General features: G+C 64.9%; 20 protein-coding genes. 16 read left to right on the forward strand and 4 right to left on the reverse strand.

Annotated features, from left to right (window positions below; translation table 11 throughout):
* The first annotated feature begins 7 nt into the window (after positions 1-7).
* The 3 genes from C8C99_RS05675 (at position 8) to C8C99_RS05685 (ending at position 3723) form a co-directional block, all read left to right on the forward strand.
* Positions 8-370 (forward strand): hypothetical protein, encoded by a 363-nt coding sequence (locus C8C99_RS05675; RefSeq protein WP_108627058.1) that lies wholly within the window; start codon positions 8-10, stop codon positions 368-370.
* 44 nt (positions 371-414) lie between these two features.
* Positions 415-1407, forward strand: coding sequence for a tripartite tricarboxylate transporter substrate binding protein (locus tag C8C99_RS05680; protein WP_108625208.1), 993 nt, complete (start codon positions 415-417; stop codon positions 1405-1407).
* A gap of 195 nt (positions 1408-1602) precedes the next feature.
* On the forward strand, positions 1603-3723 hold the full coding sequence (locus tag C8C99_RS05685; RefSeq protein WP_108625209.1) for an alpha/beta hydrolase domain-containing protein: 2121 nt from the start codon (positions 1603-1605) through the stop codon (positions 3721-3723).
* A 179-nt stretch (positions 3724-3902) separates the two neighbouring features.
* Here the strand turns inward: C8C99_RS05685 and C8C99_RS05690 are convergent, their stop codons facing one another.
* Positions 3903-4796 (reverse strand): LysR family transcriptional regulator, encoded by an 894-nt coding sequence (locus tag C8C99_RS05690; protein WP_108625210.1) that lies wholly within the window; start codon positions 4794-4796, stop codon positions 3903-3905.
* A 137-nt stretch (positions 4797-4933) separates the two neighbouring features.
* Between C8C99_RS05690 and C8C99_RS05695 the strand changes: the two genes are divergently transcribed.
* The 4 genes from C8C99_RS05695 (at position 4934) to C8C99_RS05710 (ending at position 7286) form a co-directional block, all read left to right on the forward strand.
* The gene (locus tag C8C99_RS05695; RefSeq protein ID WP_108625211.1) at positions 4934-5800 is read left to right on the forward strand and encodes an MBL fold metallo-hydrolase; all 867 of its coding nucleotides are present in this window, start codon (positions 4934-4936) and stop codon (positions 5798-5800) included.
* A 62-nt stretch (positions 5801-5862) separates the two neighbouring features.
* Complete coding sequence (locus C8C99_RS05700; RefSeq protein ID WP_108625212.1) at positions 5863-6309, forward strand: nuclear transport factor 2 family protein; 447 nt, start codon at positions 5863-5865, stop codon at positions 6307-6309.
* Positions 6310-6341: 32 nt separating this feature from the next.
* The gene (locus C8C99_RS05705) at positions 6342-6626 is read left to right on the forward strand and encodes a hypothetical protein (RefSeq protein WP_108625213.1); all 285 of its coding nucleotides are present in this window, start codon (positions 6342-6344) and stop codon (positions 6624-6626) included.
* A 3-nt stretch (positions 6627-6629) separates the two neighbouring features.
* Positions 6630-7286: a DsbA family protein gene (locus tag C8C99_RS05710; RefSeq protein WP_108625214.1), complete on the forward strand. Its 657-nt coding sequence runs from the start codon at positions 6630-6632 to the stop codon at positions 7284-7286.
* A gap of 66 nt (positions 7287-7352) precedes the next feature.
* Here the strand turns inward: C8C99_RS05710 and C8C99_RS05715 are convergent, their stop codons facing one another.
* The 3 genes from C8C99_RS05715 to C8C99_RS05725 form a co-directional block, all read right to left on the reverse strand.
* Positions 7353-7919, reverse strand: a complete 567-nt coding sequence (locus tag C8C99_RS05715; RefSeq protein WP_108627059.1) for an ATP-binding protein — start codon at positions 7917-7919, stop codon at positions 7353-7355.
* Between the two features lie 228 nt (positions 7920-8147).
* Positions 8148-9098 (reverse strand): NAD(P)/FAD-dependent oxidoreductase, encoded by a 951-nt coding sequence (locus C8C99_RS05720; RefSeq protein ID WP_108625215.1) that lies wholly within the window; start codon positions 9096-9098, stop codon positions 8148-8150.
* Positions 9070-9570, reverse strand: coding sequence for an Rrf2 family transcriptional regulator (locus tag C8C99_RS05725; protein ID WP_108625216.1), 501 nt, complete (start codon positions 9568-9570; stop codon positions 9070-9072). The genes C8C99_RS05720 and C8C99_RS05725 overlap by 29 nt, the downstream gene beginning before the upstream one ends.
* Positions 9571-9763: 193 nt before the next feature.
* On the opposite strand from C8C99_RS05725, the gene C8C99_RS05730 reads away from it, so the two are divergent.
* The 9 genes from C8C99_RS05730 (at position 9764) to C8C99_RS05775 (ending at position 20735) form a co-directional block, all read left to right on the forward strand.
* Positions 9764-10501, forward strand: a complete 738-nt coding sequence (locus C8C99_RS05730) for a class I SAM-dependent methyltransferase (protein WP_108625217.1) — start codon at positions 9764-9766, stop codon at positions 10499-10501.
* 373 nt (positions 10502-10874) lie between these two features.
* Positions 10875-11648 carry a cold shock domain-containing protein gene (locus tag C8C99_RS05735; RefSeq protein ID WP_108625218.1) on the forward strand — a complete coding sequence of 258 codons (774 nt, stop codon included), beginning with the start codon at positions 10875-10877 and terminating at the stop codon, positions 11646-11648.
* A gap of 177 nt (positions 11649-11825) precedes the next feature.
* Entirely contained in the window at positions 11826-13070 is a 1245-nt protein-coding gene (locus C8C99_RS05740; RefSeq protein WP_369867102.1) for an ROK family protein, read from the forward strand.
* The gene (locus C8C99_RS05745; protein ID WP_108625219.1) at positions 13067-14557 is read left to right on the forward strand and encodes a sugar ABC transporter ATP-binding protein; all 1491 of its coding nucleotides are present in this window, start codon (positions 13067-13069) and stop codon (positions 14555-14557) included. Before C8C99_RS05740 ends, C8C99_RS05745 begins: the two co-directional genes overlap by 4 nt.
* Positions 14538-15599 carry an ABC transporter permease gene (locus C8C99_RS05750; protein ID WP_199226335.1) on the forward strand — a complete coding sequence of 354 codons (1062 nt, stop codon included), beginning with the start codon at positions 14538-14540 and terminating at the stop codon, positions 15597-15599. The genes C8C99_RS05745 and C8C99_RS05750 overlap by 20 nt, the downstream gene beginning before the upstream one ends.
* A gap of 193 nt (positions 15600-15792) precedes the next feature.
* Positions 15793-16773, forward strand: coding sequence for a substrate-binding domain-containing protein (locus C8C99_RS05755; RefSeq protein WP_108625220.1), 981 nt, complete (start codon positions 15793-15795; stop codon positions 16771-16773).
* A gap of 172 nt (positions 16774-16945) precedes the next feature.
* Positions 16946-17956 carry a sugar phosphate isomerase/epimerase gene (locus C8C99_RS05765; RefSeq protein ID WP_108625221.1) on the forward strand — a complete coding sequence of 337 codons (1011 nt, stop codon included), beginning with the start codon at positions 16946-16948 and terminating at the stop codon, positions 17954-17956.
* A gap of 55 nt (positions 17957-18011) precedes the next feature.
* Positions 18012-19175 carry a Gfo/Idh/MocA family protein gene (locus tag C8C99_RS05770; protein ID WP_108625222.1) on the forward strand — a complete coding sequence of 388 codons (1164 nt, stop codon included), beginning with the start codon at positions 18012-18014 and terminating at the stop codon, positions 19173-19175.
* A gap of 708 nt (positions 19176-19883) precedes the next feature.
* On the forward strand, positions 19884-20735 hold the full coding sequence (locus C8C99_RS05775) for a type II secretion system protein (RefSeq protein ID WP_056645753.1): 852 nt from the start codon (positions 19884-19886) through the stop codon (positions 20733-20735).
* The last annotated feature ends 9 nt before the right edge of the window (positions 20736-20744 follow it).

Here is a 20744-nt window from a genome sequence, read left to right on the forward strand (position 1 = left end):
GACCACTATGCACCCTACCGTCACTGTTCCCTTGTATCGCCTGGCCCACAGCCGCACCGGCGACAAAGGCAACCGTTCCAACATCAGCGTCATCGCCTGGCACCCCGCGCTGTGGGATGTGCTGGTCGATCAGGTCACCGAAGCCGCCGTGGCGCAGCAGTTTGCGCAGCGCCGCCCGCGCCAGGTCACGCGCTACCTGCTGCCGCAACTGCAGGCCATGAACATCGTGCTGGACGACGTGCTCGACGGCGGCGTGAACGATTCGCTCAACCTCGACAGCCACGGCAAGGCGTTGAGCTACCTGCTGCTCGATATGCCTATCACTGTGCCCGCCAATCTGGCGCCGCATTTTGGCGGTCCCACGGCCTAGACCTCCCCTTTCGCTTTTCATCCATACCAACACCAGGAGACAACATGACCCATTCATCCCCCCGCCGCGCTCTGCTCGCCACTGCCGCCGTGCTGGCGCTGGGCGCACTACACGCCCCCGCTGCGCTGGCCCAGGCAGCCGGTGCCTACCCCGCCAAGGCCATCACCTTCGTCGTGCCCTTTGCTGCAGGCAGCGCCACCGACCAGCTGGCCCGCGCGCTGGGCCAGTCGATCACCAACGACACCAAGCAGCCCGTGGTCATCGACAACAAGGCGGGCGCCAGCGGCATGATCGCCGCGTCGGCCGTGGCCAAGTCGGCGGCCGATGGCTACAGCGTGCTCATCACCACCAACACCACCCACGCCGCCAACGAGCACCTGTACAAAAAACTCTCGTACGACCCGGTGAAGGACTTTGCACCCGTCACCGGTCTGGGTAAGGGCGGCCAGGTGCTGGTGGTCAACGCCAGCGCGCCGTACAAGAACGTGGGCGAGCTGCTGGCCTTTGCCAAAAAGAACCCCGGCAAGCTCAGCTTTGGCAGCGGCAGCTCATCGAGCCGCATGGCGGGCGAAATGCTCAAGCAGCTGGCGGGCGTGGACATCCTGCACGTGCCCTACAAGAGCAACCCGCTCGCCATCACCGACCTGCTGGGCGGGCAGATCGACCTGATGATCACCGATACCTCCACCGGCGTGCCGCAGGTCAAGGCGGGCAAGCTGCGCGCGCTGGGCTACTCCACGCAAAAGCGCAGCAACCAGCTGCCTGACGTGCCCACCATCGACGAGGCGGGCGTGAAGGGCTACGACATGGGCTACTGGTTTGCGGCCTACGTGCCAGCCAACACGCCCGCGCCCGTGGTGGCGCGCCTCAACGAGCTGCTCTTGGCCGCCACCAAGAGCGCGGCGGCCAAGAGCTTCTACGACAACGCCGGCTCCGAAGCCTGGACCACCACGCCCGATGAACTCGCCAAGTTCCAGTCCGCCGAAACCCAGAAGTGGGGCAAGGTGATCAAGGCCGCAGGTATCGAGGCCGAATAAGCCACCGGCCCACCCACAGGCTCACCAACCAGGCCCACCCACCGGGCCGTTTCATTCCCGTTTTGCTTCTCTCAGCCTGCCTTGGTTGGCAGGTCTGGGCGAAGCCTTGCCCGCGCGCAGCGCAACAGACGCTGCCGTTTTGTTCCAGAGCCGTTTCAGCGGCCCGCACCACCACCATCCAAGGAGACAGACACCATGAAACCTCTTCGTGCATTCGGAAAACTCGCGCTGACGGCCGCCGCCGCAGCCGCCATCACCGCCTGCGGGGGCTCCAGCAACGATGCGTCCAAGGGCCCGGCCCTCAAGCTGGCCATCACCGCCACCGAGGCCTTCCCCGGCACCTACGGCGAAGTGGGTGAATATGAGCGCGTGACCGGCACCATCAGTGGCGAGGTGGACCCCAAGGACCCCAAGAACGCCGTCATCCAGGACCTGGCGCTGGCGCCCACCAACGCCAACGGCATGGTCGAGTACCAGGCCGACTTCGTCATGCTCAAGCCCAAGAACATGGCCAAAGCCAGCGGCGTGCTGCGCTACGACGCACCCAACCGCGGCAACATCCTCACCATGCTCAACCCCACGGCCACGCCCAGCGATGCGGTGTATCTGGAGCGCGGTTACGTGATGCTCTATTCCGCCTGGCAGGGCGACGTGCCCAAGAGCACCGCCGCGCGCCTGACGGTGACCGTGCCCGTGGCGAAGAACAAGGATGGCAGCAGCATCACCGGCCCCTACCGTGCCGAGCTGGTGCCCGCGGCCGCCAGCCCTGCCATGACGCTGCCCGGCGGCGTGTTCAACGGCACCATGATTCCGTACGAGCCCGCCAGCCTGGACAACACCCAGCCCGGCTACTCGCTCACCCGCCGCGCCAACGAGACCGATGCACGCGTGCCCGTGCCTGCCAGCGACTGGAAGTTCGCCACCTGCGACACGGGCACCAATGCCTTCCCCGGCACGCCCAGCGCCACCAGCGTGTGCCTGAAGGGCGGGTTCGACCCGGCCTATCTGTACGAGCTGGTCTATGTCGCCAAAGACCCCAAAGTGATGGGCGTGGGTCTGGCCGCGTTGCGCGACACGGTGAGCTTCTTCCGCAGCAAGGCGGCCGATTCCAGCGGCACCCCCAACCCGCTCGCAGGCCGCATCACACACACGCTGGGGCAGGGCACCTCGCAGTCTGGCAACGCCATGAAGACCTTTCTGCACCTGGGCTTCAACCAGGCGCTGGATGGCGGCAAGGTGTTTGACGGCATGTACGCCCACGTGGCGGCACGCCAGACCAACATCAACACGCGCTTTGCCGTGCCCGGTGGCGGCGGTGGCCTGCGCACCGACCACACCGCCTTCGGCCAGACGGCACCGCGCGGGCTGGACAAGGACTACATGGACGACATCAGCGGCCGCCAGGGCGGCGTGATGAAGCGCTGCGCCGCCACCAACACCTGCCCCAAGTTCTTCCTGGGCCTGTCGGGCACTGAGTTCTGGCAGCTGCAAGGCTCACCCGTGCTGACCGACGCCAACGGCACCAAGGACCTGGCGCAGCCCGACAACGCCCGCATCTACTACTACGCCAGCACCCAGCACGGCGGGGCAGGGGGCACGGCCAGCATTGCCTATGCACCCACGCGCGCCACGTACCCCACGGGCACGGTGGTGCAGTTCAACGACAGCTTCCGCGCGCTGTTCCTCAACCTGGAAGACTGGGTGGTGCGCGGCACGCAGCCACCCGCCAGCCAGGTGCCCAAGCTGGCCGACGGCACGCTGGTGCGGCCTGAGGCACTGGCCTTCCCGGCCATGAAGGGGCTGACCTGGGCGGTGGGCGGCGTGCAGACGCCCATTCCGGACTTCAGCTATCGGGGCCTGTACAACAACTTCCCGCTGTTCGACTTTGGCCCGCAGTACATCCCACAGGACGAGGCCGGCATTGCCACCGTGCTGCCCCCGCGCAACCTGGGCCGCGACTACGCCATCCTCGTGCCGCAGGTCGATGCCTCCACAGGCCTCACCCGCACAGGCATCCGCAGCGTGGAGGCGCGTGCGCCGCTGGGCACCAGCATCGAGTTCAACTACGTGGCCACGCCCGGCATCACCGATTTGGCCAACCTCACGGGCAGCTTCATCCCCTTCCACAAGACGCGCGCCGCGCGGCTGGCAGCGGGCGACGCACGTCCTTCGCTGGAGGAACTGTATGGAACGCAGGACGGCTATGTGGCTGCGGTGACGCAAGCCGCGAATGACCTGGTGGCGCAGCGCCTGCTGCTGCAGCGCGATGCTGACCTGCAGATTGCGCGCGCCAAGGCCGCTGCCGTGCTGCCCTGATGTGAAGTGACGTGACGGCACGCACGGCCGCGTGCCGTGCTGTCCCCTGAAGGCCCCCAAGCCCTTTCTGACAAGGGTTGGGGGCATTTTTTTTAGCCAAGGTGGCCGGATGCGCTGGAACAACATGCCTGAGTAGCTATCAAAAGCGTAGTAGCTGTGTGTGGCCTGGCCAGCCACCCTCACCAAGGCACCCCCGCAAACCGCTCCACCAAAAAGTCCAGCAACGCTCGCACCGCAGGCGACAAATGTCTGCGCGACGGGTACAGCGCATAGATCGTCATCACCGGCAAGTCCCACTGTGGCAGCACGGCCTGCAGCTCGCCGCTGTGCAAATACGGGTTGACCAGATACGTCGGCTGCATCGCAATGCCGCCGCCCGCCAGCGCTGCGCGCATCAGCGTGGTGGCCTCGTTGGCGCTGAAATGGCCGCTCACGCCCACGCGCTCCACCACCTCGCCGCGCGTCAGCTGCCACACGCTTTTGCCAAAGTTGGCATAGCTCAGGCAGCGGTGCTGCGCCAGGTCGGCGGGTTGCTGCGGCACGCCGTGCACGGCCAGGTAGGCGGGCGATGCCACCAGTACCGAATCACACCGCGCCAGCGGCCGGCCGATGAGCAGCGGGTCGGGCTCGGCGCTGATGCGGATGGCCAGGTCGATGCGCTTTTCGACCAGGTTTAGCGAGCCCTCGCTCGCGTCCAGGTCGATCTTGAGCTGGGGGTGCTGCGCCAGAAAATCCGCAATCGCCGCACCCATCTGCGCAAACGCAAATGACACGCTGCAGGTCAGCCGCAGCTGGCCGCGCAATGCGCCCTCGGTGGTGGTGGCGGTTTCTTCTTGGAGGTCTTGCGACAACGCCAGCATCTGCTGACAGCGGCGCAGCGCGTGCTCGCCCGCGTCGGTCAGCGTCACGCTGCGGGTGGTGCGCTGCAGCAGCCGCGCCTGCAGCCACTGCTCCATCTCGCCCACGTAGCGCGTGACCATGGCACGCGACATGTCCAGTTTGTCGGCCGTGGCACTGAAGCTGCCGCTGGTGGCGACTTCGGCAAACACATGCATGGCGGTCAGGCGGTCCATAACGTGAAAGTTTTTGGGTTATTTGATCGAATGGTGAAACAAATATGCGCGAATTATAGGGTTTATTAGATCGATTGGCGCAAATAAACTTCATCCCGTCCTCTGCACAACCTCTCAAAACCCCTGGAGAAACCACCATGTTCCGCACCACCCTCATCGCCGCCACCCTCGCTGTTGCCTTCACCGGCGCCCAGGCTGCCCAGCCCCTGCAGGTCAAGGTCTACAACGCCGACGGCAACAGCTTCAACGTCAACTCCACGCTGGTCTATGGCGACAAAGAAGCCATGGTGATCGACGCAGGCTTTACCCGTGCCGACGCGCTGCGCATTGCCGCCAACGTGCTCGACAGCGGCAAAGAGTTGAAGACCATTTATGTGAGTCAGGCCGACCCCGACTACTACTTTGGCGTCGAGACGCTGAAAGAAATCTTCCCCCAAGCCGACGTGGTGACCACGCCCGCCGTGCTGGAGAAGATCAACGCCAAGCTCGCCGGCAAGCTCGCCTTCTGGGGCCCCAAGATGGGCGCCAACGCGCCGCGTACGCCCGTGCTGCCCAAAGCCCTCAGCAGCAGCACGCTGAGCGTGGACGGCCAGACGGTGGAGATCCGTGGCACCACGGGCCCGCTGGCGCACCGCCCCTATGCGTGGATTCCTTCCATCAAGGCCGTGGTCGGCAACATCGGCGTGTTCGGCACCAACATGCATGTGTGGACGGCCGACACCCAGACCGTGGCAGAGCGCAGCGCCTGGGTGGCTCAGCTCGACGAAATGGCCGCCCTGCAGCCCACCGTGGTGGTACCGGGCCACATGCCCGCAGGCACGGCGCTGGACGCCAGCAACGTGACCTACACCAAGAGCTACCTGCAGGCGTTCGAGAAAAACGCCGCCGCTACCAAGACAAGCGCCGAACTCATCGACGCGATGAAGAAGGCCTACCCCGCAGCGCCCATGGGCCTGTCGCTGGACATCGGCGCCAAGGTCAACAAGGGTGAGATGAAGTGGTAAGCAGCCCCCTGAATGGCCGCACACAACGTTTTCCCACCCCTGTACTCACCCAAGGAGTTCCCATGAAGCCCGTCAAGACCTTGCTCGTTGCCGCATCGCTCGTGGCAGCCTTTGCGTCCGCCAGCGCCTTTGCCCAGACCACCAACAAAGACATCGTGGTGGCCGGCATGAAGGGCCTGTTCATCACGCGCGACGCGTCGGTCATCGACAAGTACTGGTCGCCCGGCTACATCCAGCACAACCCCGCCGTGCCCAATGGCGCCGAGGTGCTGCGCGGATGGATCAAAAGCCTGCCGCCCGACTTCAAGTACGAGCCGGGCATGGTGGTGGCCGAGGGCGACCTGGTCATGATGCATGGCCGCTACTCGGGCATGGGCCCCAAGCCCATGGTCGGGGTGGACATCTTCCGCCTGTCCGGTGGCAAGATCGTCGAGCACTGGGACGTGCTGCAGCAAGAGGTCACCCCCACCGCCAGCGGCAACCCCATGTTCACCCAGCCTGCCAAATAAACCCGAACCTCCTACGGAAGGAGCACCAGATCATGATCGCCATCCACCCCCTTCACCAGGTCCTGCAGCACCTGCACGCCGGGCGCTGGAACGCGGCGCACGATCTGGTGCAGCACGACGGCTCCATGCTCGCCGCCTGGCTGCACGGCATCTTGCACTTGCAAGAGGGCGACCTGGAAGACGCCGAAAACTGGTACGACCGCGCCGCCCGCCACTTCCGCAGCCGAGGCACGCTGGCCCAAGAAATTGCAGCGTTTGAAGCCGCACTGGCCGCCTCTACACCGCCTGATTCTGAAGATTCTGAAGAGAGACCCTGACCCATGCCCTCCACGCCCCCCGTCACCGTGACGTACCTGTTCGACCCCCTGTGCGGCTGGTGCTACGCCGCTGCGCCCGTGCTGGCCCGCTTGCAGGCCACGCCCGGCGTGCAGGTGGCGCTGGCGCCCACCGGCCTGTTTGCAGGCGCCGGCGCCCGGCCCATGGACGCGCAATTTGCCGCCTACGCCTGGGCCAACGACCAGCGCATCGCGCAGCTCACCGGCCAGCCGTTCAGCCAGGCCTACCGCGAACAGGTGCTGGCCCAACCCGCTGGGCGTTTTGACTCAGGCCCCGCCACGCTGGCCCTCACCGCCGTGGCGCAGACCGAGCCCGCACGCGAGCTGGAGGCACTGCAGGCGTTTCAGCGTGCACGCTACGTGGACGGGTGCGACACCACAGCGCCCACCGTGCTGGCCGATGTGCTGGGCACCCTGGGCCTGCATGCTGCTGCAGCGCTGGTGCGCGAACCCACCGATGCCCTGCGCTCCGCCATGCTGCAGCGCGTGGCAGCCGCCCGTGCCGACATGCAAGCCCTGGGCGCACAAGGCGTGCCACAACTGGCAGTGGGCGACGCCGCCACCGGCCGCCGCCGCGTGCTGGGCGGCCAGGCCCTGTACGGCAACTTTGATGCGCTGTTGCAGCAGGTGACCCAGGCCTGAGCGGCGCGACCGCCGCAGCGCCGGGCCGCTGCGGCAGATCGCAGCCTGGCCTGCGCCATGTCTTCTTCAAGCCCTGTGGTCTGCCACGGGCACCCACACTACGCTGCGGTTCGCGCACTCCACTTCGTCCGGCGGCTGCCACAGGTCGCTGGCCAGTTCAAAGATGTGCGGTGGCACCACCATCGAAAACGTTGCGCCCTGCTCAGCATTGCGCCGCAACACACGCTCGCGCCGCACCTCGCGCGATGCGTCCAGCACATACACCACCATGACATCGGCCCATGGCCCCATGCGGGCGTAAAACGCATCGCGCTGGTGCTGCTGGATCAGGCCCACCTCCAGCACTACATCGCCACCCGTGTTCAGCACGGCCTCGGCCGTCTTCCAGATCTGCGCCAGACAGCGCAGCGTGCGGGGCACGTACCAGGCCATGACGTCCGAAGTATCGGGTCGGTCGGCTGAAAACAGCGTGGCCATCCAGTCGTCCAGGTTTAGCGGGACGGCGCGGTGCTGCTGCACCAGCTGGCGGGCAAAGGTGGACTTGCCTGCGCCCACGGGGCCGATGACCAGGTGAATGCGAGGGCCTGTGCGGGCAACGGCTGCGACGGCGGCGTGGCTTGAAGCGGTGTGCATGAGAAAGGGCTCCCAAAAAAGCAAAAAGCCCTCCCTGCAAGCAGAGAGAGCTTTCCATGCGATAGACGAAAAAAAGCCCTCGACAGTGGTGGAGGGCTTTGCGGTTCGCTCCGATCTCAAGGATCAGATGTGAGGTGGGCAGTGTAGGCGGCCGGTACGGGCTGCGTCAATCTGGCGCTGTTCCTGTACGCAAAGGTCTGGAACAGCGCCCTTGGCCCTGCACAACTTTCAGCCGCCAAACACCAGCGCCTGGTGCGCCCCCACACCCGCCAGCACCCCTTCGGCCGATGCCAGCGTGGCGTTGTGCCGCATCAGCGTCAGGTCGCCAGCGGCATACACGCCGGGCACGGTGGTCATCTTGTTGGCGTCGGTGCCGATGTACGGGCCCATCGGCCCATCGTCGAACGCGCAGCCCAGTTGCTCGGCCAGCGGGCTGGCGGGGCGGGTGGTGGCGGCCACATACAGCGCAGCCAGCGGCACCACGCGCGCATCACCGCCACTGGTGGCATGCAGCCGCACGGCCTGCAGCGCCTGGCCCGGGCCCTCCAGCGCGGCGATGGGTGCTGGCTCGATGGCAATGCCCAGCGCCAACAGCCGCTCGCGCTCGGCGCTCTCCAGCGTGATGTCGCCATTCAGAAAGAGGGTGGTCCGGCCCCAGTCGGCAATCAGCTGCGCGTGCATGGCGGAGCCTGACGAGTGGTACAGCACGCCCAGCCGCTGGCCCGCAAACTCATAACCGTGGCAATACGGGCAGTGCAGCACCGATGCGCCCCAGCGCTCGCGCAGGCCCGCAATCTCGGGCAGACCATCTTGCACGCCAAAGGCCAGCACCAGCTTGTGGGCCTCCATGGTGGCGCCATCGTCCAGCACCACTTCAAACCCGTTCTCGGGTGACCCCGCACTGTGCTGCGGTGTGGCAGACACGGCAGTGCCCTGCCGCAGCGTCACCGTGGGGTAGGCCGCCAGCTTGCGCCGCGCCTGCTCGATCATTGCCAGCGGCGGCTCGCCGTCTTGCCCGAAGAAACCGTGCGACGCCGCCGCAAACCGGTTGCGCGGCTGGCCTGCGTCCACCACGCACACCCGCCGCCGGGCGCGCGCCAGCTGCATCGCGGCCGACAGGCCCGCAAAGCTGCCGCCCACCACGATCACGTCAAACGCCTGGGTGCTTGTCGTTGTCATCACTGCTACTGCCGTCGCCATGCTCAATCTCCTTGTGCCCGTGGCACCCGGCCACCATGCGTTCATGAAACTCGGCCGACAGCTGCGCCAGCGTCACCGCACCCAGCCGCGCCAGCAGCGCCTCTTCGGCCGCCTGGTAGGCGTCGGTCAGCGCGCGGTTCACCGCTTGTTCGACGATGCAGCCGGGGCTCTCCACCCTGTTGCCCACCGCCAGCAGCGTGGGCGCGCCCAGTGCCTCGTAGATGTCGCGCAGCGTGATGTCGGTGAGCGGGCACGACAGCACCCACCCGCCGCCATGCCCCTTGGCCGATGTGACAAAGCCCGCATAGCGCAGCCCCGCCATCAGGCGGCGCACCACCACCGGGTTGGTCTGCATGGCCTGCGCCATCGCCTCAGACGTGGCGGGCCCCTCCATCTCTGCCATATGCAGCAGCGCGTGGAGAACGTTGGAAAGTCGGCTGTCTCGTTTCATGCAACATTAAAAGTTGCGTGATGTTAACATGCACCGAAAAGCCGCGCTTGGCGTACAGGTTGCTATTAATTGAGTAGCTGCTACCGCGTATTGCACTAGCGCTTGCGGCCCATTTGACTCAAAAAATGTGTCCATGGGCCGCCATGCCCCAGTGAGGCCCGCTCGCCAGCACCACCGTCACACCACCTGCCCCATGACCCACCCCCACACCCCGTCCGCCTTCACCGACCCCGCCGCCGTCGCCCGATACGCCGAAGGCCCCCGCCGCAACGTGCCCGGCTACGACAGCCTGCTGCGCATGTCGCGCATCCTGCTGGCCGAGCGCGTGCCCGCCAATGGCCGCGTGCTGGTGGTGGGCGCAGGCGGTGGGCTGGAGCTGGAAGACATGGCGCTGGCACACCCCGGCTGGCGGTTTGACGGCGTGGACCCCAGCCAGCCCATGCTGGGCCTGGCGGCGCAGCGGCTGCAAAGCGCGGGCGTGGCAGGCGACCGCGTGGCGCTGCACCACGGCTACGTGCAGAGCGCACCGGCCGGGCCGTTTGATGGCGCCACGTGCCTGCTGACTTTTCACTTTGTGCCGCGCGAGGAGCGCGTGCCCATGCTGGAGGAGATCCGGCGGCGGTTGAAGCCCGGCGCGCCGCTGGTGGTGGCGCATCTGAGCGTGGCGGATGGGGCAGGCCCTGGCGGTGAGGGCGAGACAGGGGAGCGCGATCTGTGGCTGTCGCGCTATGCCGCTTTTCAGGTGGCGTCCGGCGTGCCGCCGGAGCATGCTGCCAGGGCGCGGGACAAGGTGGCTGCGGAGCTGGCGGTGTTGATGCCGGAGGAGGATGAGGCTGTGCTTCGCGAGGCGGGGTTTGGCGATGTGCGGATGTTTTATATGGGGTTTGTGTTTAGGGGGTGGGTGGGGTTGTCGGACCTGGAGTATCAATAGCGAAAATCGGGCTCAGTGAGATCCGTTTTTGCCGACGATTTCAAGTCCGACAGCCTCCACGTTTTGCTGGCAATGGTAGTTGCCTTGCTAAAGTTCCGACCTGCCTGGGCGCGAGCGCATTGCCTATGACCCACTTCAGAAAAGGAACCATGGTCATTGAAATCTACATCTCGAACTGAGTGAGGTATGCACACCCAAGTTCAAGTGGCGGTTGATCGTCACGTCAATATCTAGGTCATTTCCATCCTGGGCTGAAATTCGTCTTTGGACGAACAGACACAGTAGCGCGTTGCGCTTCACCTCCAGCAATCAACCTGGTTTCAATCGTTAACTGCGAACCCCACGGGCAACCATCCCCCAACTTTTGAGAGCTATGCAAGGAAAAATCAAAACATTTACCAGGGAAAAGGGCTTTGGCTTCATCAAGGGGGATGACGACAAGGACTATTTTTTTCACATCAATTCGTTTGTGCACTCGCCTCCCGAGGTATTGGGTGATGGGAGCGTTGTTTCCTTCGATCCGGTGCCCACCCCGAAGGGTTATCGGGCCGAACGCTGCAAGGTAGTTGAGCTGGTATCCATGGGTTATGAGGGACCAGGTTACCTTGAGATTCTGATTTCCAAGACTGACACCATCAGAGGGTGGGAGCTGATTGAAGTCAGCGATTGGTTCATCTGCTCAATGACGACCAAGGACAAGCTCGCCGCAGAAGATCACATCAAGTTTCGGGCTGCATCGGTTGGTGGCAATGCTCTCATTGATTTTCGCTGCGAGCGCGAAACCGAGAGCGAGGGGAACTATAAGTACTCGGTCTTCACTTGTTACGGACGCCCAGCGTTCGCAGCAAGAAGGCGTGTAGGCGGTACTCTGGATGTGACTAACAGACTCACCATTAATATGCTGGCGCAGCGGCTGAAGCAGCAGCTCACCGATGAGCGCACTATGAATCTTCGCCAAATCAAAAGGATGTGGACAGTGCTGTCGGTCAGCATGATCGCATTGATATTCGTGCTTGGCTATTTGGGATATCTGGGATTTGCTGCCGCGATCTGCGTGGCCCTGCTTATCTACGGAGCTTCTTTTGCGCGGAATCGCCGCGATACCACCGGATGGCTGGCTAAGGTTCCTAAAGTCGACGCGTCGTAACCGACCGTTTAGCGGCAAGCCCAAGCTTAGTGATTAGCGCTCCACGGTCGGATATCTCAACTTTCACCTAAATTAGGTCAAAGTTCAGTCTTGCCCGGCCAAAGTAGACCGCATAGCATCCCTGTCAAGCACCCACTCCCATGAGGTGCTGCACAAAAACATGACAGGAGACAAGCCTTGCCATCCACCCGCTGGAGTCACTGCGGCGCCGAAGATCTGGGCGTCTTGCAGACCATCTTCTGGTCCGCAGGTGCGTCGCGCAATGCGCTGGCGCAGCGCCTGGCCTATTCCAAGAGCAAGGCCAACGCCATGGTCGCGGCGCTGCTGGACGAAGGCCTGCTCGACGAGGTGGGCCTGCAGGAATCTTCTGGCGGCCGGCGGGCCGAGACCCTTCGATTGAGCGAAACCCTGGGCGTGGTGATTGGTGCCGACCTGGGCGCGACCAGCATGCAAATCGCCGTCATGCGGCCCGACATGACGGTGCTGGCGCGGCACCGCGAGCCCATTGATGTGCGCCAGGGGCCGGGCGTGATCCTGGCGCGGGTGCGGGGGCTGATGCGCGAGCTGTTGGCGCGCTGCGGGCTGGCCCCCAGCCAGGTGATTGCCATTGGCATGGGCGTGCCGGGGCCGGTGGATTTTGAAAGCGGGCAGCTCGTCAACCCGCCGCTGATGCCCGACTGGGACGGCTTTTCGATCCGCGACTACCTGCGCGAGGCGTTTGCCGCGCCGGTGTTTGTGGACAACGATGTGAACCTGATGGCGCTGGGCGAGATGTACCGGCTGCAGCGCAATCTGCCCAACTTTCTGGTCATCAAGGTGGGCACGGGCATTGGCTGCGGCATCGTGTGCCACGGGCAGGTGTACCGGGGCGCCAATGGCTCGGCGGGGGACGTGGGCCACATCTGTGTGGACCAGCACGGCCCGCGCTGCCACTGCGGCAACCAGGGCTGTGTGGAGGCCATGGCCGCAGCGCCCGCCATGGCGCGTATGGCCATCGAGGCCGCGCAGCGCGGCGAAAGCGCGCTGCTGGCCGAGCGGCTGCAAAGCACGGGCACGCTGACCATTGAAGACGTGGCCCAGGCCAGCCGCACGGGCGATGTGGCGGCCAACGCCATCATCCAGCGCGCGGGCAGCCTGGTGGGGCAGATGCTGGCGTCCATCGTCAACTTCTTCAACCCGTCGCATGTGTTCATTGCGGGGCGGGTGACGGACATGGGGCCGCTGTTCCTCGCGTCAGTGCGGCAGAGCGTGTACCACCGGTCGTTGGCGCTGTCTACGCGGCACCTGGAGATTCAATACGCGCCGCTGGCCGACGATGCGGGCGTGGTGGGTGCGGGGGTGCTGGCGATGCAGGAGAGCCTGTCGCGTGCGGGCTCTGTGGCGGGTGCGGGCACAGGCGCTGGTGTGGGGGCTGTGCGATGAGCGTGGCCGTCGAGTTCCGGAACGTGACCAAGGAGTTTGGCCCGGTGCGCGTGCTGCACGGGGTGGACTTTGCGCTGCAGCCGGGCCGCGTGTACGGCCTGCTGGGCGAAAACGGCGCGGGCAAGTCCACGCTGATGAAAATTCTGGCGGGTTACGAGAGCCAGACCACCGGCGAGGTGGTGGTGGACGGCGCGGTACGCGCCCCGGGCGGCGGATCGCGCGCGGCCGAGGCGCAGGGCATTGTGTTGATCCACCAGGAGTTCAACCTGGCGGACGACCTGACGATTGCGCAGAACATCTTTCTGGGCCATGAGATCAAGCGCGGGCTCTTTCTGGATGACAAGGCGATGCGCGAGAAGACGCGCGAGGCGCTTGCCAAAGTGGGCCTGCCGCTGGACCCCGACACGCGGGTGCGAAAGCTCATCGTGGCCGAAAAACAGCTGGTGGAGATTGCCCGCGCGCTGGCCCGCAATGCGCGCCTGCTCATCATGGACGAGCCCACCGCTACGCTGACCCCCGGCGAAACAGAGCGCCTGTTTGCGCTGATGGCCGGGCTGAAGGCCGCAGGCGTGACCATCATCTACATATCGCACAAGCTCGACGAGGTGGAGCGCGCCACCGACGAGGTGGTGGTGATGCGCGATGGCCTGCTGGTGGCGCGCGAGCCCACGGCCAGTGTGACGCGGCGGCAGATGGCCAACCTGATGGTGGGGCGTGAGCTGGCGGACTTGTTTCCGCCCAAGCTGCCTGCGCCGGAGGGGGGCGCACCGGCCATCCAAGTGCGCGGCCTCACGGTGCCGGGCTGGGCGGAAGAAATTGGCTTTGAGGTGCGGCGCGGCGAGATTCTGGGGTTTGCAGGCTTGGTGGGGGCGGGACGCACTGAGCTGTTTGAAGGCTTGCTGGGCCTGCGCCCGCGCACGGCGGGCACGGTGGAGATAGCGGGCCAGCCCGTGCAGCTGAAAAGCCCGCGCGATGCTGCGCGCCATGGCCTGACGTACCTGAGCGAAGACCGCAAGGGCAAGGGCCTGCATGTGCACTTTGGCCTGCGGCCCAACCTGACGCTGATGGCGCTGGAGCGCTACGCCAAGCCTTGGCTTGACCCGGCCGCCGAGCAGGCTGCGCTGCGCGATGCGGTGCAGGAGTTCGGCATTCGCACCGGCTCACTCGATGTGCGCGCGTCGTCGCTATCGGGCGGCAATCAGCAAAAGCTGGCGCTGGCCAAGGTGCTGCACCCCGGCCCCAGCGTGGTGGTGCTGGACGAGCCCACGCGCGGCGTGGACGTGGGCGCCAAGCGCGAGATCTATCACCTGGTGCAACGCCTGGCAGAGCAGGGGCTTGCGGTGGTGGTGATTTCGTCTGAACTGATGGAGCTGATTGGCCTGTGCCACCGCGTGGCGGTGATGCGCGCCGGGCGGCTGCAGACCACGCTGCAAGCACCGCATTTGACCGAAGAGGAGTTGATCGCCCATGCCACAGGCACCCGTTAACGTACCGGCTGAAAACGCCGCAGCCCCGCAGGCAGGCGGCAGCCGCCATGCTGCCGCCACCGCTGCGGGAGCCACGGGCGTCAGCGCCTGGTGGGGCAAGCTGCACGGCCTGGGCCCGGTCATTGGTCTGGTGCTGCTGTGCATTGCGGGCACGCTGCTCAACAGCAACTTCGCCACGTATGACAACGTGATGAACGTGCTCACCCGCACGGCCTTCATCGGCATCATCGCGGTGGGCATGTGCTTCGTCATCATCTCGGGCGGCATCGATTTGTCGGTGGGGTCGATGGCGGCGCTGATCGCGGGCTCGGTCATCCTGTTCATGAACGCGATGGCGCCCGTGCTGGGCTCGCCCATGGCGGCCGTGGTGGTGGGCATGCTGCTGGCGGTGGTGCTGGGCGCGGTGTTCGGGCTGGTGCATGGGCTGCTTATCACCAAGGGGCGCATCGAGCCCTTCATCGTGACGCTGGGCACGCTGGGCATCTTCCGCGCGTATCTCACGTACTTCTCCAACGGCGGCGCGATCACGCTGGAGAACGACCTGTCGGACCTCTACAGCCCGGTGTATTACGCCAACCTGCTGGGTGTGCCGATTCCGGTCTGGGTCTTCTTGCTGGTGGCTGTCATCGGAGGTGTGATCCTGAATCGCACAGCCTATGGCCGCTATGTGCAGGCCATCGGCTCCAACGAGCAGGTGGCGCAGTACGCGGCGGTGGATGTGCACAAGATGAAGATCCTCACGTACATGCTGCTGGGTGTGTGCGTGGGCATCGCCACGCTGCTGTACGTGCCGCGCCTGGGCTCGGCATCGCCCACCACAGGGCTGCTGTGGGAGCTGGAGGCGATTGCCGCTGTCATCGTGGGCGGCACCGTGTTGAAGGGCGGGGCGGGCAGCATCACCGGCACGGTGGTGGGCGCGATCCTGCTCTCGGTCATCAGCAACATCCTCAACCTCACCAGCATCATCAGCGTGTACCTGAATGCGGCGGTGCAGGGGTTCGTGATCATTGCGGTGGCCTTCATGCAAAGGGGCAAGCGGTGACGGAGTGGCCGGAACAACTCTCCTGGCGTTGTTGCTGTGTCTTGCCGTGCTACTCGCACTGTCTGCGACACAGCGCCTAGCCAGGACCGCTTCGCTGAGTTTTCCAGCCACTCTTTGCGTGCATTTGTTTTTCAAGGTGTTCCCCAGCCGGCCAGCTTCCATGGCCATATTCCAAAGCAACAGGAGACAACGCATGAACAGCCAACTTTCTTCATTCACCCGCCGCCTGGCCTTGTCGGCCGTGGGCGCGGCCGCGCTCGCATTGGCCGCCCCCGCCATGGCGCAGGCCAACAAGACGGTGGTGGGAGTGGCCATTCCATCGGCCACGCACGGCTTCACGGGCGGCATCGTGTACTGGGCCAACCAGGCCAAGAAGGATCTGGAGAAGGCCCACCCCGGCCTGCAGGTGATCGTGAAGACCGCAGGCGGCGCGCCCGAGCAGGCCAACCAGCTGCAGGATTTGGTCACGGTGAACAAGATCAACGCGCTCGTCATCTTCCCGTTTGAATCGGCCGCGCTGACCAAGCCCGTGGCGCAGCTCAAGGCCAAGGGCGTGTACGTGACGGTGGTGGACCGGGGCCTGACCGACACCAGCGCGCAGGACGCGTATGTGGCGGGTGACAACACCGCGTTCGGCAAGATTCCGGCCGAGTACATCGCCAAGGCGCTGGGCGGCAAGGGCAACGTGGTGGCCATGCGCGGCATTGCGACCACGCTGGACAACGAGCGCATGGATGCGTTCAACAGCGTGCTGAAGAACCACCCCGGCATCAAGCTGCTGGACGCCAAGTACGCCAACTGGAACCGCGACGATGCCTTCAAGGTGATGCAGGACTATCTGACCCGCTTCCCGCAGATCGATGCGGTGTGGGCGGCCGACGACGACATGGCCGTGGGCGTGCTCAAGGCCATCGAACAAGCCAAGCGCAAGGACATCAAGCTGGTGTTCGGCGGCGCGGGCGCCAAGGGCATGATCAAGACGCTGATGGACGGCAGCAACCCTCTTATCCAGGCCAATGTGTCGTACAGCCCCAAGTTCATCTACGACTCGATCAAGCTCACGGCCGAGGCGCGCATCAAGGGCGAGAAGCTGCCGGCCAACACCATCATTCCGTCGGTGCTGATCACCAAGGAAACGGCGAAGGACTTTTACTTCCCCGATTCGCCGTTTTGATTCGGACAACCCCCTGAGTCGCTTCGCGCCTTCCCCCTTCTCTCGAACTACTGCGTAGTTCGGGAAGGGGGACACCGCCAGCGCGGCGGAGCGGCCCTTGCGCGGCGGTCCTGGCCTAGGCCACGCGAGAACGACCACCTTAGCCCTAACTGCCAATCGCCCTGGAGTCCCCATGCCAAGACCCGTCACCCTCTTCACTGGCCAGTGGGCCGACCTGCCTTTGGCTGAACTCGCGCCCTTGGCCAAAAGCATGGGCTACGACGGCCTGGAACTGGCCTGCTGGGGCGATCATTTCAACGTGCAAGAGGCGCTGTCGTCGCCCCAGTACGTCAAAGACAAACACGCACTGCTGGCCCAGCATGGCCTGCAGTGTTTTGCCATCGGCAACCACCTGGTGGGCCAGGCCGTGTGCGATCTGATTGACGAGCGCCACCAATCCATCCTGCCGCCGCATGTGTGGGGCAACGGTGAACCCGAGGGCGTGCGCCAGCGCGCAGCGGCCGAGCTGGCCGATACGGCGCGCGCGGCCGCAGCGTTCGGCGTGAAGACGGTCACGGGCTTCACGGGCTCGTCGGTGTGGCATTCGATCTATGCCTTCCCGCCCACCACGCAGGACTATTGGGACAAGGGCTTTGCCGACTTCGCCAAACGCTTCGGCCCCATCCTCGATGTGTTCGAGCAGCACGATATCAACTTTGCGCTCGAAGTGCACCCCACCGAGATCGCGTTCGACATCGCCTCGGCCGAGCGCGCGATTGCGGCGGTGGGAGGCAACAAACGCTTCGGCTTCAATTACGACCCGAGCCACCTGGCCTACCAGGGCGTGGACTACATCAAGTTCATCCGCCAGTTTGGCAATCGCATCTACAACGCCCACATGAAGGACGTGTGGTGGGGCAAGGGCGACGGCACGGTGGGCGTGTTCGGCGGGCACACCAGCTTTGGCGACGCGCGGCGGAACTGGGACTTTCGCAGCGTGGGGCGCGGGATGATCGATTTCGAATCCATCATCGTTGCGCTCAACGACACCGGCTACCAGGGCCCGCTCTCGGTGGAGTGGGAAGACAGCCGCATGGACCGTGTGCACGGTGCGACCGAGAGCGCGGCGTTCTGCAAGCGGCTGGATTTCAAGCCCGCCGCCGGTGCGTTTGACGCCGTCTTTGTGCGCGACAAGCAGGCCTAGCCGCTGCCCATTTCTGAACCCCATAACAACAACACAGCGAGCAAAGGCGTTTCGTATGTCCAGTCCCCAAAAGCTCCGCTACGCCATGGTCGGTGGCGGCCACGGCGCGTTCATCGGCGCGGTGCACCGCAAGGCGATGGCGCTCGACGGCCAGTTCGAGCTGGTGGCCGGCGCGCTGTCATCCTCGCCCGAGCGGGCCCGCGCATCGGGCGCCGAGCTGGGCCTGGCAGACGACCGCAACCACGGCAGTTGGCAGGACCTGCTGGCCGACGAGCTGCGCCGCTCCGCGCATGAGCGCATCGACCTGGTGAGCATCGTCACCCCCAACCATGTGCACCACCCGGTGGCGCTGGCGTTTGTGCAGGCGGGCTTTCATGTGGTGTGCGACAAGCCGCTGGTGCACACCAGCGTGCAGGCCGACGAGCTGGTGGCGGCCGTGAAAAAGGCAGGCACCGTGTTCGGCGTGACCTACAACTACACCGGCTACCCCATGGTGCGCGAGGCGCGGCACCTGGTGCACAGCGGTGCGCTGGGCACACTGCGCAAGATCACCATCGAATACAACCAGGGCTGGCTGGCCACGGCGGTGGAAGAGGGCGGCGCCAACAAACAGGCCGACTGGCGGCTGGACCCGGCGCGCAGCGGCAGCGCAGGCACGCTGGGCGACATCGGGTCACACGCCGAGAACCTGGCCGCCACCGTCACCGGCCAGCACCCCGCCTGGGTGTGCGCCGACCTCACCACCTTTGGCGCCGGGCGCAGGCTGGACGACGACGCCCAGCTGCTGCTGCGCTACGACAGCGGCGCGCGTGGCTTCATCGTGGCGTCGCAGGTGGCGGGGGGGCTGGAGAACGACCTGCGCCTGCAGGTGTCGGGCACGCTGGGCACCATCACCTGGCGGCAGGAAGAACCCAACCAGCTCATCCACTCCCCCGTGGACGGCCCGCGCCGCATCCTCACGCGCGGCTCACCCTGGCTCAGCCCGGCCGCGCTGCGCGCAGGGCGCATTCCGGCGGGCCACCCGGAGGCCTTCATCGAAGCGTTCGCCAACGTCTACCTGGGAGTGGCCGCCGACATCCGCGCACGGCAGGCAGGCACGGCGGCCGACCCACTGCACGCCGACTACCCGCGCGTGGAAGACGGCGCACGCGGCGTGCGCTTCATCGAGCGGGTGGTGGCGTCAGCGGCCAGTGAGCAGAAGTGGACGGCGGTCGTCTGAGCCGCAGTAGTTGCCGGCCCCAAAAATCGCCGCGCGGTCGCGCGCGCTAGCTGCTCGCACGCCCCACTGAAGTTGGGGTTACGTGCTGGGCGGCACGCGCCGTTGAACACGGTGTGGGTTCGACGCAGTCCATTGCAAGCGCGCGGCTTGCGGGGGCATGCCGTGTCGGCGTCTCGTCCGCAGCGCAGCCTGATCCTGACGCCTGGTGGGTCAAGGCCTTCGAGCGCATCAAAAGCAGCCTTCCGCAGAGGCGCGCAACAACGTCTGCGCGTCCGGTGCATGCAATGGCCTCCGATGAGGCAGCAGGCCAGTAGCCAACCGATTTTTTACCTAGCAAAAACCCTCAAAAGTCCTGATTTTTTAAATAGCAAATTCCTATTGAAATCTGCGACTAATTGTTTGTTTTTGTTGCTGTTGTGTCACTAATACATACGCACTATGGCTATGCGGGATCACTTGCGCGATGCTTGCGCACCGTTTTTTGAAAACAGTCAGTAAACAAAATTTGGCAATAAGTCATTGATTTGTATGAAGAATCGATGCGAAAAATTTGGCATCGATCGCTACAAATCGGAGGCTGCAGACGTTCGCAGCGTGGCGGTCAGAGGGTGCGAAACGCGCCTTTTGTTGGTGTCATTTTTTAATTGTTTACTTTCGTTACGTTTAGTAGTCTGCGCGCTCACTCTTTTTTCAACGCCTGAGGAAATCATGCGATCACTTTTCCCCGTCCTGCCTGCTCGGCGCACGCGCTGTTCTCCCGGTACCCGAGCGACGCAGGGTGGTTTTACCCTTGTGGAATTGGCCGTTGTGCTGGCGGTTATCGGCCTGATCATCGGCGCCGTGGCCATCGGCAAGGACGTGCAGCGCAACGCCGAGTACACCAAGATCAAGAACAAGTTCGTTGACCAGTGGGAGCAGGCGTACAACCAGTACTACCAGCGCACCGGCGTGGTGGTGGGTGACAGCCAGACCTCACCGCGCATCATGGTGAACGGAGCCGCGTATGTGGCTGGCGGCACCAACCCCACGTCGGGCGGAGACATGAGCGCTGCGGCGCTGCCTCCGCCAGTCTGTGCACATGCACCCGAAGCCGATGCAGTCATTCGTGACGCTGCAAATGCCTTTGTTGCGAACACCAATGATTTGCGCCAGTACATGACGCGGGCGGGCATCCGCATGCCCCCGGGGCGTGCAGAGGGGCAAGAGGACCTGTTTGTGTACACCGACACCAACGGTTCACCCCAGGAAATCCAGGTGTGCTTTCAGTGGAACCGACCGAGCAGCGCCGAAGGCGCGGGCAACGTGATGGTGATTGCTGGCCTCACCCCTGATCTGGCCCGCATGCTGGACCAGATGATCGACGGCAAGCCCGATGCGCAGGAAGGTCGCTTTCGTCTGAGAGGGGTGGCCAACGGAACGCCCAATGGACCCGGTGTTGAGTGGTCTGCCAACAACTCCTATGGCCGTGGAGCCGCTGCCACCACTGCCACCGGCGCTGGCAACACCCGCGATGAAGAACAGGTCATCACCCTGACCGCCATCTACAAGATGAACCAGTAATCAGGGCGA

Source organism: Acidovorax sp. 107 (assembly GCF_003058055.1).
Classification (GTDB): Bacteria; Pseudomonadota; Gammaproteobacteria; order Burkholderiales; family Burkholderiaceae_C; genus Acidovorax.